This is a genomic window from Halorubrum trueperi (genome assembly GCF_042662525.1).
GTDB classification, from domain to species: domain Archaea; phylum Halobacteriota; class Halobacteria; order Halobacteriales; family Haloferacaceae; genus Halorubrum; species Halorubrum trueperi.
Genome location: NZ_JBHSXI010000009.1, coordinates 229,348 through 243,127, shown reverse-complemented (window position 1 = coordinate 243,127; position 13,780 = coordinate 229,348). Strand labels below are relative to the sequence as shown.

The following is a 13,780-nucleotide window of genomic DNA, read 5'->3' as shown; positions in this document are numbered from 1 at the left end:
CGACCCGTACGGTCGCGCCTTCGAGACGTACGAGACGGTCCGCGAGCGGGTTGCCGAGTTCGTCGGGAGCGAGGCCGACGAGATCGCGCTGACCGAGAGCACCACCGACGGGATCAACCGGATCGCGGGCGCGATCGATTGGGAGCCGGGTGACGTCGTCGTCCGGACCGACCTCGAGCACGCCGCCGGCATCCTCCCGTGGAAGCGACTCGAACGCGAGGGCGTCGATGTCCGCGTCCTGGAGACCGAGAACGGCCGGGTCGACCGCGAGGAGTACGCGGACGCCGTCCCCGACGCTCGACTCGTCTGCTTCAGCGCGATCACGTGGACGCACGGCACGCGGCTTCCCGTCGCCGACCTCGTGGAGATCGCCGACGACGCGGGCGCGTTCACGCTCGTCGACGCCGTCCAGTCGCCGGGGCAGGTCCCGATGGACGTGTCGGCGTGGGGCGCGGACGCGGTCGCCGCAGCCGGTCACAAGTGGGTGCTCGGCCCGTGGGGGGCCGGGTTCCTGTACGTCGACCGCGACGCCGCGACCGACCTCGCGCCGCGCGCGGTCGGGTATCGCAGCGTCACGGACCCCAACGCGCCCGAGATCGAGTACGAGGCGGGCGCGAAGCGATTCGAGGTCGGCACGACGACCCCCGCCGCCCACGTCGGGCTCGTCGAGGCGCTCGACGCGATCGACGCGGTCGGTCTCGACGCCATCGAACGCCGGATCGCCGCGCTCACCGATCGACTGAAGGACGGCGTGCCCGCGGACCGACTCCTGAGTCCCCGCGAGTTCGAGTCCGGGCTCGTCACGATCGACGTCGACGACCCCGAGGCGACCGTCGAGCGGCTCGCGGAGCGGGACGTCGTCGTCCGCTCGCTCCCGTACCCCGACGCGATCCGAGCGTCGGTTCACGCCGTCTCCGCGGAGGCGGAGATCGACCGGCTCGTCGACGCGCTCGCCGAGGAGTGGTGAGCGAGCCGATCGGGGTGATGAGCGGGCCGACCGAGGAATGGTGAGCGAGCCGACTGCGAGTGGGCGGACCGTCCGTCTCGACTCGCCGATCGGACGCGTTATAGTGTCCGGCGCGCAAGACCGAATATGGGTTTTCACACGTTCGACGTCGAGAAGGCCGACCGACTGGAGCGCCCCGACGTTCGGTATCGCTGGGTGTCCGCGGAGGAGGTCATCGGGGGGCTCGACCCCTCGTCGGACGACGTCGTCGCGGACCTCGGCAGCGGCACCGGTTTCTATACCAACGACGTCGCGCCGCACGTCGGGGCCGTCTACGGCGTCGACGTGCAGGACGAGATGCACGCGCTCTACCGCGAGAAGGGCGTCCCCGAGAACGTCGAACTGGTCGTAAGCGACGTGGCCGACCTCCCGTTCGACGACGACGCGCTCGACGGCGCGTTCTCGACGATGACGTACCACGAGTTCGCGACCCCCGAGTCCGTCGCGGAGCTGGCTCGCGTGATTCGACCGGACGGGCGGCTCGCCGTCTTCGACTGGTCTGCCGACGGCGACGGGGACGACGGCCCGCCGGTCGGCGAGCGGTACGCCGCGAGCGACGCGGTCGAGATGCTGGAGGGGACCGGGTTCGACGTCGAATTCGAGTCCACGCGCACCGAGACGTTCGCGGTCGTCGCCCGCTCACCGTAGCGCGGCTGCGGGCTCGCACCTACCGTAGCACGGCTGCGGGCTCGTCACCACTGCGCTCACGCGTGCCAACGAACGGTTTTAAGCCGCGTTCGCCCGCGTGGACGGGTATGAACGTGGACCTCGGAAACGCACTGGAGACGACGCCGGGACTCACGACGGAGACGCTGGACCGGCTCGATTCGCGAGTCGCCGCCGCCCACGATCGGATCGCGGCCGGTATGGCAGACGACGAGTTCGGCTACGCGGCCCTGACCCTCCCGGAAACCGCGGATCTCGACGCTATTCGGGCGGCGACCGGCCGGTTCGATCGACCGGAGGCGGTCCTCACGGTCGGCATCGGCGGGAGCGCGCTGGGTGCGGCGACGCTCGCGAACGCCCTGGAGAGCGACGTCGACGCGTACTTCCTCGACAATGTCGATCCCGACGCGGTCGACGCGCTGCTCGCGGACCTCCCGCTCTCCGAGACCGTCGTCAACGTCGTCTCGAAGTCGGGGACGACCGCGGAGACGCTCGCGAACTTCCTCGTCGTCCGCGAGGCGATGACGGAGGCAGGCGTCGACTGGACGGAGCGCACTCTCGTCACGACGGGCGAGGAGGGGAACCTCCGCGCGCTCGCCGACGCGCACGACCTGCCCGCGCTCGACGTGCCCGAGGGGGTGCCGGGGCGCTTCACCGCGATCTCGACGGTCGGGCTCGCGGTGCCGGCGCTGCAGGGCCACGACGTCGAGGCCGTCCTGGCGGGCGGACGCGACGGAATGACGTCGCTGTCGGGCTCGCTGTTCGAGACGCCGGCGTACGCCTACGGGGCGGCGACGTACGCGCTCGCCGAGCGCGGCGCACTCACGAACGCCGTGATGCCGTACGCGGAGTCGCTGGAGACGTTCGCGGAGTGGTTCGCGCAGCTGTGGGCCGAGAGCCTCGGCAAGGACGGGCTCGGGCAAACGCCGGCGCGCGCGCTCGGCGCGACCGACCAGCACTCCCAGCTCCAGCTGTACCGGGCCGGCCCGCCGGACAAGCTGGTCTCGCTGATCCGGCCGACAGAGCGCTCCTCCACGCCGATTCCCGAGACGGACCTCGACGGGCTCGCGTACCTCGGCGGATCGTCGCTCGCGGACCTGCTGGACGCGGAGTTCGAGGCGACCGAGGCGAGCCTCGCGGCCGCCGGCGTCCCCAACGTCCGACTCGAGATCGACCGGGTCGACGAGCGGAGCCTCGGCGAGCTGCTGTACGGCATGGAGGCGGCCTGCGTGCTGTACGGGGAGCTCGCGAGCGTCTCGACGTTCACGCAGCCCGCCGTCGAGTGGGGCAAGAAGGCGGCCCGGGGCCTGCTCGGCGGCGGCGACTTCGAGGAGGCCGCCGCGGTCGCGAACAAGCGCGAGCACCGGATCGAGCGGTCCTGAACCGAGTCGATCGTCTCGACGACCCGATTCCGGTCAGCTTCCGGTGCGTCTAAACCTCCCCACGGCGTACCGTCGCCGATGAGCGAGCGCCCCCCGGCCGCGATCGAACAGCTCCTCCGCGTCGCGAGCGCGGCGTTCGCGATAGTCTTCGCCCTCCTCGTCGCGAGCGCGATCACCGGTCCCGCGTCGGGGCTCGCCGTCTCGCTCGGGCTCGTCGCCGAGGGGACGACCGGTCTGCAGGCGCTTCGGACGGTGCTGCAGTTCGCCGGGTTCCTGATCGCGGCCGTCGGGTACCTCGCGATCACCGACGAGTGGGACATCGTGGGCGTCTCGCGGCCGACTGCCTTCGACGCCGCCCTCGTCGTCGGCGGCGGACTCGTCCTCTTCGCCTTCCAGTACGGGGCGCTCTTCGTGCTCGGGGAGGTGGGACTCACCACCGGGCAGAACCAGGCGGTCGTGCCCGACGGCGACCCCGTGACGTACTACCTCGTCATGATCGCCGTCTCGTTGCTAATCGTCGGCCCGGTCGAGGAGGTGTTGTTCCGCGGCGTCGTGCAGGGCGGGCTCCGCCGCGCGTTCGACGCTATCCCGGCGATCGCGCTCGCGAGCCTCGCGTTCGGGCTCGTCCACCTTCCGTCGGTCTCCGGGACGACCCCGGAGCGCTGGGCGTACGTCGCCGTCGTCGTCGCGTTGGGCTGCGTGCTTGGCGCTCTCTACGAGCGGACCGACAACGTCCTCGTCCCCGGGCTGGCCCACGGCGTGTACAACGCCGTCATCTACGCAGTGCTGCTCGCGGAAGTGGTGTGAGGAGAGGAAGCGACGGATCCGATTGTGGGCGGGTGAGGAGGTAGTCAACACGGTGGGTATTTTCGCCAGACGAACACTGAATCAGCCGTGTGACTGGGTCTGTTCATGAAACATCGTCGTCGTACACCCACGCTTCGATGACTTGCTCATCATCGTCCTGACGCCACAGGATCGTCACGATATCCCTCCCCGTCATGAGTCGTACCCGTATTTCATCGCCATCAATCGTATCGCTCGGCTCCATATCATCAGCCAACGCAGCCCACGTGAGTGTGTCCGTCTCTCGGGACTCCCAATCGACAACGACTTCGCTAACGTACACGTCGCCCGCGGGCAGCTGCTCCTGCCCACCCGAATGCTGAATATCTAATACGTTGGGCGCGTCATCAGCCCCCTGATACTCAAAAGAAAAGCAGGCGATCTCGTTGCACGTCGTCAATTGATGATAACTGATAGCTCCAAATCCAGCCACTGCCGCACCGCCCAAGAGAATGGCTCGCCGCCTCAGTGACATAAGCGACCCACGTAGCACCGCCAATTAGGCCTTTGGCCATTCGCGCTTGTTCGATAAACCAATTGAACGTGGAGCTGCTGGTGGGCACGTCCCCGGTGTTGACCGGCGGTGAACACTTACAAAGCCCCAGCCGCTCGCTTAAAAACCGTTGCTGGCGCGATGAATTCCTCCAAAGCCCCAGCCGGGAGGCGGGCGCACGCTCGTTGCGCGCTTCAGTCGCTCGCGCTGCTCGCTCCTTCAGTGCTTACGTCGCCTCCGCCCGCCTCCCGGCTGCCCCTTTGAGTCCCAGCCCAACCGCATAGCCCCGCACCGCGAGTTCATTTATAAGCAGTCGTTGCTCTCCCGCTCATCTTTTAAATATCGCGTCGGCGGGGGCGATCTGTAATACCTACTTCCGCTATCGCTCATCGATGGTTCCGTGCTGACCGCGGATGTGTCAGGACGGGTCACTAGTGGGGATTTCAACGAAGTCAATTCGACCGATGTCGGCCGGCTTCCGGGGCTAGAACCGCGTCTTTCCCCATCGGAGGTCGTCGTAGGTGGCCTGCTGGTCGCTGTCGAACCGCTCCTCGAACTTCCGTCGGAGCGCCGCCTTCTCCGTGGCGGCGATCCGCGCCAGCTCGTCGGCCTTCGAAACGGACTCGGGCGGTCCGCGCGTGGTCGCCACGTCTGCGATCACCTGCCGGGTCAGTCGCTCGCGGGTGTCGGCGTCGCGGGTGAACGCGTACGGGGACTCGAGCTTGTAGGTCACGTCGGTTCGGGGGTCGTAGACGACCATGAACGTCGGCTCGTACAGCTCCGGGTCGTACTCGCGATCGATCCCGAGCGCGTCGCGATCGGCGGACATCGTCTCGTCAGCACCGCCGCGACTGTGGAACCACGTGGTGAAGGTGAGCTCGTCGTCGACGCGATCGGGTCGTTCGTCGCCGTTACCGACGCCGACGCTGTTGCTACCGCCGTCGCTGCCGACGGTGCTGTTACCGCCGTCGCTGCCGCCTTTGCTGCGACTGCCGTCGCCGCCGTCGTCGCCCTCTCGACGCTCCAGCAGTCGAGTGAAAAGCGCCGTGTCGTCGGGCCACGGCGGCTCGACGCCCTTCCGGGACAGCGCGCGGACGATGGTGCCGCTCGCAGGGTTCTTCACGAAGCCGGCGAGCGGCACGTCGCGCTCGACGAACCGCTCGACGAGCCGGACGTAGTTCTCGACCACCGAGCGCGGTTTCGCCTCGCGGGCGAGCGCGCCGAGTTCAGGGTTGCGGTCGTCCCAGGTGAACAGCTCCTTCGGGTAGATGGGGCCGTCGAGCACGAGCAGGTCGTCGACGCGGTCGGCGTGATCGAGCGCGTGAGTCCCCTCGGCGAGGTATAACGCGAGGGCGTGGACGACGCCCTCGGCGTACCGGTTCACCCGCGGCGCGTGGAGCACGCGCTGGCGGGTGTGACCGTCGTCGCGCTTCCGCCAGTCGTCGTCGAAATCGGCGGTCGAGTCTCCCACGTGGACGGTCGCGACGATCGTCCGGTCGCGGTGGAGATCGAGGTCCGTCGGCGCGCTCGCCATCGCGGCGTGAGCGACGTCGACGACGAGCCCGTTTTTAAACGTCGTCGGGTTGATCGTCCCGGAATCGAGCCCGTGAACCGTCTCGAACGGACGGTCGGCGAGGGCGGCGTCGTCGATCGGCACCCGCCGGCGCTCGTGATCGCCGACGGGTTCGATCACGGTGCGGCCGTCGCGACGGAGTTCGGGGAGCCAGTCGCGCCACACCCGGCCCGCGAGGTCGTCGTGGTCGGTCGTGTCCACGTCGCCCGCGATCCCGTACGCGAGCCGCGCGATGTTCTCGACGTGGATCGGATCGAGCGTCACGGGCGTACTGCGGACCCGGTCGTCTTAAAAGCGTCCGGCCGCGGCCCACCCGCGGATCCAGACCGCGGTTCGATCCCCGAGCCCGGTCGCGGCTCGACCGCGAGATCAGCGAGGCGACCGACGATCAGGCCGCGAGCACCGAGGAGACCGTCTCGATGGCCGAGGAGGTCTCGGACATCAGTCGGGCGACCGCCGACGAGGCCGACGAGGCGTCCGCGACCGCCGACGAGGCCGACGAGGCGTCCGCGACCGCCGACGAACAGCTCGCGGCGATGTCCCAGGCGACTGCGGAGGCCGAGAGCCTCTCCGATCAGTCCGAACGGCTGCAGTCGCTACTCCGGAAGTTCGATGTTCGGACCGGCTCCAACGCCCCGACGGCGTCGGCGGGACGGAACGTCGCGGTGGGCGACGGCAGGCAGTCGGACTGACGCTCCGCACGCTCGGTGAACGTCCCGGGGCTACGCGCGTGGCTCGTCCGCGAGGACGGCTTCGAAGACCGGTAGCACCCGCTTCACCTGCGCGCCGTCCTCGACGAACACGAGCGTTCGCGGCGGACGGACCGCCTTCGGCCTGACGCGGAGCCTCGCATCGGCGGCCGCGTCGGCGACACGCTCAGGCGCGCTGACGAACTCGACGCGCACGCGGTCTGGGTGGACGTAGACCTCCGCGACGGGGTCGATTTTGGGGCCGTCGCCCTCGGTGTCGACGCTCTTGGCTTCGCCACCTGTTTCGTCACTGACCGCGTCGCCGTCGATCGATTTCTGTCGAACGACCCTGTACGCGAGCGCGCCGTCCGGGGTCGGATCGACGTCGCGGTCGGCGTCGGCGAGTGCGAGTTCGCGCAGTCGTCCCTCGCTACCGGAAATCTCGGAGGCGAGCAACTGACCGATCCGGACGCCGTCGGTCAGGCGGTCCGCGACCATCACTCGGCCTCCGCGGTGCTACCCGAGTCTGCGGGATCCGCTCGGCCGCCGTCATCTGCCGCGTCGTCGTCGGCCAGCTCCTCACGAACTTCGGCGGCGAGGTGATCGACGGCGGCACCGTGCTCCTTCGCGAAGAGGACGGCGGCCGCCTCGATGGTGACCGCGAGCGCGCGCTGCAGCTCGTTGATCCCGGCGACCGCGCGCTGTTTCTCGACGCCCTCGGCGACGATCGCGTCGAGCGCCGTTTCGAAGGTCGACTGCTCGCGGAGGATCTCCTCGTCGGGGGTGAACTCCTCGGGGACGACCACGTCGTCGGGATCGAACCGCGCGACGAGGTCACCGTCCTCCTCGGAGACGAGTCCGCGACCGACCGCGACGTCGACGAGACGCTTCGCCTGATCCGGCGAGAACCAGTCGCGGTCGAGCGACAGCGCGACGACGAACTCGCCCTCGCCCAATCTCTCCTTCGCGCGATGTTTAAAGGGGACGGCGACGGCGACCTCGAGGCTCATGTTCGATAGCCGGGAGGGCGACGGCGGTAAATCTACCGAACTGCGGAGGACGGGTGAAAACGTCGACGGCGGATGAAAACGTCGACGGCGGGACGGGGCGGATTCAGTCGTCGTCGGTCGGCGCGGAGTCGACGACCGACCCGGCGTCGACCGCGGCCGCCGTCGGAGTCGCCTCCAGCGTGTACCCGGTCGCCGCCATGACGAACAGCGCGAGCGGCGAGAGGAACGCGAACAGGAAGTACGGCGCGTATTCGAGCGTGGGAACGCCGGTGACGCCAGTCATGTAGACGGCCCCGGCGTGCCACGGGAACAGCGCGCCGGTCGGGGTGCCGGCGGCCTCGACCGCGCGCGAGAGCTGGTCGCTGTCGAGGCCGAACTCGTCGTAGGTGTTCCGAAGGGTGACGCTCGGAAGCACGATGCTCATGTACTGCTGGGCGGTGAGCGCGTTGATGACGATCGCCGAGACGCCCGTACCGGCGACGAGGACGCCCGCGCTCCGGACGGTCGAGGTGAACGCGTGGGCGATGACCGCCAGCACGCCGGTCCGCTCCAGGATGCCTCCGAGCGACAGCGCGGCGACCACGACCGTGATCGTCCACGCCGAGCCGGTGAGCCCGCCCGTCGCGAGCAGTTCGTTGACGAGGTCGGAGCCGGACTCGGGAGCGGTCCCGTACATGAACGTGTCCCACGCGGCGACGAAGCCGGAGCCCTGCACGAGGATCGTCGTGAGCACGCCGGCGAAGACGCCGGCGACGAGCGTCGGCAACGCGGCGTACCCGCGCAACGCCAGCCCGAACGTGACCGCGAGGGGGACGAACGCGAGCAGCGTGATCGCGTACGTCTCGCCGAGCGCGCCCTGAATGTCGGCGATCCGCCCCGCGGGGATCTCGCCGCTCGCGCGGAGACCGAGCGCGAGGAAGCCGAGGACAGCGAGGCCGAACGCGGCGACGGTGCCGGTCCGCATCCGCCGGATGTGCGCGTACAGGTCCGTGTTCGTCACGCCGGCGGCGAGGTTCGTCGTGTCCGAGAGCGGCGACTGCTTGTCGCCGGCGTACGCCCCCGAGAGGACGGCACCGACCGTCATCGGCGCGGGAACGCCGAGTCCGGCACCGATGCCGACGAACGCCACGCCGAGCGTCCCGACGGTGGTCCACGATGAGCCGATGGCGAAGGCGACGACGGCGGCGACGACCGCGGCCGCGGGGAGGAACGTCGTCGGCGAGAGGATCTCCAGCCCGTAGTACATGAGTCCCGGAATCGTGCCGGCGCTGACCCACGTCGCGATCAGTCCGTAGATGGTGAAGATGATGAGCAGCGCCTGGAGGCCCATCATGAGCCCGTTGGCGATGCCGTCGAAGAGGGCCTCCCAGTCGTAGCCGAGCCAGAGGCCGAAGGCCCCGACGAAGGCGATGCTCCACAGGAGCGGCGCGTGCGGGTCGAGTCCCAGCACGGCCGAGCCGATGCCCAAGAACGCCACGACGGCGAGAACCGGGACCAGCGCGGCCGCGAGACCGGGACGTCGGTCCGGATCGATGTCCTCGAACGTCGTGGGCGTGAACGAATTCGTCATGGAGGCATATATTCCCTTGAAGCATAAATATGGCTCGAAATATGCACGAACTATATAATGATCATTCATCGTCGTCGCCGCGGGGGGGTGAGGAACGGCGGGGGTGTCATCCCGCCCGACCGGGTCGAACGTCGCTCCTTCCGACCGTGCGCCGGCGTGTCGCGGGGATCGCCGAACGGACGGTCTTATACGCGTCGGTGGGCAAGAGTGGCCAACATGATATTTGAGGGCCTCCCGACGACACCCCGCTCGGAGGAACTCGTCGACAAGGCGTTCTCGCGGGCCGCGCGCGCGGGACGCGCCAAACGCGGTCACGAGGCGCAGGAGTCGATGCTGCGGACGGCCGGCAACGTGCTCTCGGACAACCTGGAGAACGTCGTCGTCTCGTGGCCGGACTTCGGCTTCGACGTCGACCCCTTCTACTACGAGATGGCCGACGCCATCGTCGACGTCGACCGACTCCGACAGGCGCTCTCGCAGGTGATGTGGGCAAGCCGGCAGATCGAGGATCTGCGCGACGAGTACACGACGAAGGTTCGCAATTCCGACGTCGACACCGCGCGGAAACACCGCAAGCAGGCGTTCGCCCGCATGGCCGACGTGATGGATCAGATCGGCGACGACCTTCGGTACATCGGCGACTCTCGCGACCAACTGAAGGTTCTCCCCGACGTGCGATCCGACGAGCCCGCCATCGTGATCGCCGGCTATCCGAACGTCGGGAAGTCGTCGTTCGTCAATCGAGTCACCCGCGCGTCCAACGAGATCGCGGAGTACCCGTTCACGACGAAAGGCGTCCAGATCGGTCACTTCGAGCGGAATCACATTCGGTACCAGATCGTCGACACCCCCGGGCTGCTCGACCGGCCGGCCGACGAGCGCAACGACATCGAGCGGCAGGCGGTCGGCGCGCTCGAACACCTCGCCGACGTGGTCGTGTTCGTGCTCGATCCCTCCGGCGACTGCGGCTACCCCCTCGACGTCCAGCTCGAACTCCGCGAGGAGGTTCGCGAGCTGTTCGGCGAGGCCGTCCCGTTCCTCACGGTGGCGAACAAACACGACCGCTTCGAGGCGGTAAAGGCAGAATCCGTCGACGCGACGATGAGCGTCACCGAGGACGAGAACGTCGAGGACGTCCTCGACATGGCGGTCGACGCGGTCGCCTTCGATCCCGGTCTGCCGACGCGCGACGGCGAGGAGTGAGCGACGAACCGGACCGCCTCCGCCACGGATTCGAACAGATCGACGCTGGACGCGGATGTCGTTAACTGACTACGGTGATGCGGTATTCAAAGATAACACACGACAGCGACGACTGTTTATAAATGAGCGATGCGGTACGGTGGCGCGCCTCCGAGCGCCCGCAGGGCGCGAGGAGCCCGCGAGGGACGCGGCGACTGAAAGGAGCCGCGAGGCTGGGGAGGTGTGAGGTGCGGGTGCGGTTACGGGGTGGGATTCAAAGGGGCAGCCGTGAGGCGGGCGCAGGCGACGCAAGCACCGCAACGAGAGAGCGTAGCGACCGAGTGAGGAGCACAGCGAGTGTGCGCCCGCCTCACGGCTGGGGCTTTGGAAGTGTTCACCGCGCCGTCACAGACTTATAAGCAAGCGGCTGGTGAGCGTTAGAGGAATTCCGTGTACCAACAGCCACTTATAAATAAAGGGGTCGAACAACAGAGAAGTTCACCCCGCCGCCGGCAATCACGCAGACATCTGCGCCACTAACTATTTATAAACAGCCGATCGACGTAACCGATTCACGAGCTCCGGCTACGCGTCTAGAATAGTCGATCCTCGGCCGATCCGGGTCTGGTAGGCGCGGGCCTCGATCCCGGCCGCGGAGAAGGCGTCGAGCATCGCGCCGGCGACCGACCGTCGCCGGCCGGCACGGCAGACGGCGAGTATCGCGGGACCCGCGCCGCTGACGGTGACGCCCGCTGCGCCGGCGTCGAAGGCGGCCTCCCTGACGTCGTCGTAGCCGGTGATCAGGCGGGCGCGCTCGGGGGTGACGACGGGGTCGCTCATGCCGGCACCGACGAGGTCGGGGTCGGACCGGCACATCCCGACCGCGAGCGTGGCGGCGTTGCCGACCGTCTCGACGAGCTGCTCCATCGAGGCGGTCTCGGGGACGACCCGGCGCGCGTCCCGCGTGGAGACGGCGACGTCCGGCAGGCAGACGACGAGCGGGATCGACGCGTCGACGGCGTGGGTCCCCTCGGTCGTCGTCACCGTGAACCCGCCGAGGATCGAGGGCGCGACGTTGTCGGAGTGCGCGACGCCCGAGACGACCGCCTCGCCCTCTGCGGCGATCGGGACCAGCTCGGAGCGGGAGAGCCCTCGATCGTACAACCGGTTGAGCGCGACCGCAGCGCCGGCGGCGCTCGCGGCCGACGACCCCAACCCGGAGGCCGGGCGAACGCCCTTGTCGATGTGAATGCGAGCGGGCGCGTCGAGGGCGTCGACGACAGCGCCGACCGTGTTCTTCTCGGGATCTTCGGGGATGTACTGGGCCCCGACGCCGGTGACCTCGATCGTCGTCTCCGCCGCCTTCTCGACGGTGACGACGTCCGCCGGCCGAGTGAGGGCCGCCCCGAACACGTCGAACCCGCTTCCGAGGTTCGCGCTCGTGGCGGGTGCCCGTACCGTGACCATGGCGACCAGTTTCGCTCGGGGTGCAAAAAGGAGCGGGATCGAACAGCGAGCACCGAGGAGAGCGGAGACAATCCGTCAACCGAGTTCGGTAAACGAGTTCGGCAAACGCGTGAAACGTGGAGAAAACGCGAACATTCGGATCGGGGACCCGACAGCGACCGCGGGGAGTCCGATATCAGCGATAGCGAGGATCCCGGTATCAGCGACCGGCCATCGTCCACAGCAGCGCTCCGATGAGGACCAGCGGGATGCCGGCGAGAACGTACAGTTGCGGCATCGTCGTGTACGGTGCCATGAGGAAGATCGTCCCGAACCCGACGAAGATGGAGGCGATCACTCTCTGAGACTTCAGCGGCGCGGCTCCCAAAAGCGAGACGACGAACCCGAGCAGTATGACGTGCCCGAGGTGGTAGTCGAGCAGGAACGTGTCGATGGCCAGCGGCGAGAGCATTCTTGTCCGAAGGTGTGAGGGATTCGCGCATTAAAGTTCCGTTTCGCTCGGGGTCGGTCGGAACGAACGCGGTCGCTGCACCGCCTCCTTATAAGTCCCGTGGACGACACCACGGATCGTGCGACTCGTTCAGGTCATGATTCCGGCGGGGAAGCGCGCCGCCGTGGTGCGCGCGCTCGACGAGGAAGGGGTGGACTACGTCGTCACCGACGAGACGAGCGGGCGCGAGTACACTGCGGTCGCGACGTTCCCGCTCCCGACCGCCGCCGTCGAACCGGTCCTCGAACGGCTCCGCGAGGCCGGAATCGACGAGCGGACCTACACCGTCATCGTCGCGGCCGAGACTGTCATCTCCCGGCGGTTCGAGGCACTCGAAGCGGAGTACGCCGAGGATTCCGAGCGCGGCGGTGACCGGATCTCCCGCGAGGAGCTCCAGGCGAAGGCCGACGATCTCGCCTCCGGACTCGGAACCTACGTGTTGATGACGGTGATTTCGGCGGTGATCGCGACGGCGGGACTCCTCCTCGACTCGCCGGCGACCGTGGTCGGTTCGATGGTGATCGCGCCGCTCATCGGTCCGGCGATGTCTGCCGCGATCGGCACCGTCGTGGACGACGAGGACATGTTCCGGCGGGGCGTGCGGATGCAGGTGCTCGGCGTCGCCGTCGCCGTCGCCGCCGCGACGCTGTTCGCGTTCGCGCTCCGAACGCTCGCGTTCGTCCCGCCCGGGCTCGACCCGCTCGAACTCGCGGAGGTGTCGGAGCGGCTCGCGCCGAACGTCCTCGTTCTCGTCGTGGCGATCGGTGCCGGGATCGCCGGGATCGTTTCGCTGATGACGGGCGTCTCGGCGACGCTCGTGGGCGTCATGATCGCCGTGGCCCTGATACCGCCGGCGGCCGCCGTCGGTATCGGTATCGCCTTCCAGATCCCTCGGCTCGTGCTCGGCGCGGGCGTGATCGTCGCGGTGAACGTCCTCTCGATCAACCTCTCGGCGCTGATCGTGCTGTGGTACGAAGGGTACCGACCGCAGCGCTGGTTCCGCGAGGACGACGCGCGAGCGGCGTTCCTCAAGCGCGTCGCCGTGCTCGTCGTCGCCATCGCCGTTCTCTCGGTGTTCCTCGGCGGCGTCACGTACGAATCGTACGTCGCGTCGACGACGGAATCGGACGTACGGACCGCGGTGGGCGACGAACTGGCCGCGCTGGATTCCGGACTGGAATTGCTCGAGTTGAGCATCGAACGAGGCGGCACGCTCCCGCCGCTCGACACCGAGCGCGTGGTCGTCACGGTCGGTGCACCGCCCGGTGGGACGGTCGACGGCGTCGCACACGCCCTCGATCGTCGGATCGAGACGGCGATCGACGAGGACGTCGACGTCGAGGTGCGCGTCGTGACGATCGAGCGCGCCTGAGTGCGCCCGGGCGTGACATGGTACACCTCAGCAT

Annotated in this window: 13 protein-coding genes and 1 pseudogene; 7 read left to right on the top strand and 7 right to left on the bottom strand. The window is 68.4% G+C overall.

Translation table 11 applies throughout. The annotated features are described in order from the left end of the window. From ACFQEY_RS08835 to ACFQEY_RS08820, 4 genes are all read left to right on the top strand, one after another. A partial coding sequence (locus tag ACFQEY_RS08835; RefSeq protein ID WP_379767347.1) for an aminotransferase class V-fold PLP-dependent enzyme occupies positions 1 to 967 on the top strand: 967 nt, incomplete at its 5' end. Positions 968 to 1,093: 126 nt separating this feature from the next. Further along, the gene (locus tag ACFQEY_RS08830) at positions 1,094 to 1,654 is read left to right on the top strand and encodes a class I SAM-dependent methyltransferase (RefSeq protein ID WP_379767344.1); all 561 of its coding nucleotides are present in this window, start codon (positions 1,094 to 1,096) and stop codon (positions 1,652 to 1,654) included. A 107-nt stretch (positions 1,655 to 1,761) separates the two neighbouring features. Beyond that, positions 1,762 to 3,054, top strand: coding sequence for a glucose-6-phosphate isomerase (locus ACFQEY_RS08825; protein WP_379767341.1), 1,293 nt, complete (start codon positions 1,762 to 1,764; stop codon positions 3,052 to 3,054). A gap of 78 nt (positions 3,055 to 3,132) precedes the next feature. Continuing rightward, entirely contained in the window at positions 3,133 to 3,861 is a 729-nt protein-coding gene (locus tag ACFQEY_RS08820; RefSeq protein ID WP_379767338.1) for a CPBP family intramembrane glutamic endopeptidase, read from the top strand. Positions 3,862 to 3,964: 103 nt separating this feature from the next. On the opposite strand, the gene ACFQEY_RS08815 is transcribed toward ACFQEY_RS08820, so the two are convergent. Together ACFQEY_RS08815 and ACFQEY_RS08810 are read right to left on the bottom strand one after the other, a co-directional pair. Continuing rightward, the gene (locus ACFQEY_RS08815; RefSeq protein WP_379767335.1) at positions 3,965 to 4,375 is read right to left on the bottom strand and encodes a hypothetical protein; all 411 of its coding nucleotides are present in this window, start codon (positions 4,373 to 4,375) and stop codon (positions 3,965 to 3,967) included. A 502-nt stretch (positions 4,376 to 4,877) separates the two neighbouring features. Then, a complete protein-coding gene (locus tag ACFQEY_RS08810) occupies positions 4,878 to 6,230 on the bottom strand; it encodes a DNA double-strand break repair nuclease NurA (protein WP_379767332.1) in 1,353 nt (450 codons plus the stop codon). A gap of 98 nt (positions 6,231 to 6,328) precedes the next feature. On the opposite strand from ACFQEY_RS08810, the pseudogene ACFQEY_RS08805 reads away from it, so the two are divergent. Further along, positions 6,329 to 6,658: pseudogene (locus ACFQEY_RS08805) on the top strand (methyl-accepting chemotaxis protein); the annotation flags it as partial. 30 nt (positions 6,659 to 6,688) lie between these two features. Here ACFQEY_RS08805 and ACFQEY_RS08800 read toward each other — a convergent pair. From ACFQEY_RS08800 to arcD, 3 genes are all read right to left on the bottom strand, one after another. Beyond that, positions 6,689 to 7,153 carry a hypothetical protein gene (locus ACFQEY_RS08800; RefSeq protein WP_379767329.1) on the bottom strand — a complete coding sequence of 155 codons (465 nt, stop codon included), beginning with the start codon at positions 7,151 to 7,153 and terminating at the stop codon, positions 6,689 to 6,691. Continuing rightward, positions 7,153 to 7,665 (bottom strand): DUF2240 family protein, encoded by a 513-nt coding sequence (locus ACFQEY_RS08795; protein ID WP_379767326.1) that lies wholly within the window; start codon positions 7,663 to 7,665, stop codon positions 7,153 to 7,155. Before ACFQEY_RS08795 ends, ACFQEY_RS08800 begins: the two co-directional genes overlap by 1 nt. A gap of 103 nt (positions 7,666 to 7,768) precedes the next feature. Next, on the bottom strand, positions 7,769 to 9,235 hold the full coding sequence (gene arcD / locus ACFQEY_RS08790; protein ID WP_379767323.1) for an arginine/ornithine antiporter ArcD: 1,467 nt from the start codon (positions 9,233 to 9,235) through the stop codon (positions 7,769 to 7,771). 216 nt (positions 9,236 to 9,451) lie between these two features. Between arcD and ACFQEY_RS08785 the strand changes: the two genes are divergently transcribed. Further along, positions 9,452 to 10,438 carry an NOG1 family protein gene (locus tag ACFQEY_RS08785; protein ID WP_379767320.1) on the top strand — a complete coding sequence of 329 codons (987 nt, stop codon included), beginning with the start codon at positions 9,452 to 9,454 and terminating at the stop codon, positions 10,436 to 10,438. A gap of 564 nt (positions 10,439 to 11,002) precedes the next feature. Here ACFQEY_RS08785 and ACFQEY_RS08780 read toward each other — a convergent pair. Further along, the gene (locus tag ACFQEY_RS08780; protein WP_379767317.1) at positions 11,003 to 11,884 is read right to left on the bottom strand and encodes a homoserine kinase; all 882 of its coding nucleotides are present in this window, start codon (positions 11,882 to 11,884) and stop codon (positions 11,003 to 11,005) included. A 199-nt stretch (positions 11,885 to 12,083) separates the two neighbouring features. After that, positions 12,084 to 12,335 carry a hypothetical protein gene (locus tag ACFQEY_RS08775; RefSeq protein WP_379767315.1) on the bottom strand — a complete coding sequence of 84 codons (252 nt, stop codon included), beginning with the start codon at positions 12,333 to 12,335 and terminating at the stop codon, positions 12,084 to 12,086. 136 nt (positions 12,336 to 12,471) lie between these two features. On the opposite strand from ACFQEY_RS08775, the gene ACFQEY_RS08770 reads away from it, so the two are divergent. After that, positions 12,472 to 13,746, top strand: a complete 1,275-nt coding sequence (locus tag ACFQEY_RS08770) for a TIGR00341 family protein (protein WP_379767548.1) — start codon at positions 12,472 to 12,474, stop codon at positions 13,744 to 13,746. Positions 13,747 to 13,780: the final 34 nt, after the last annotated feature.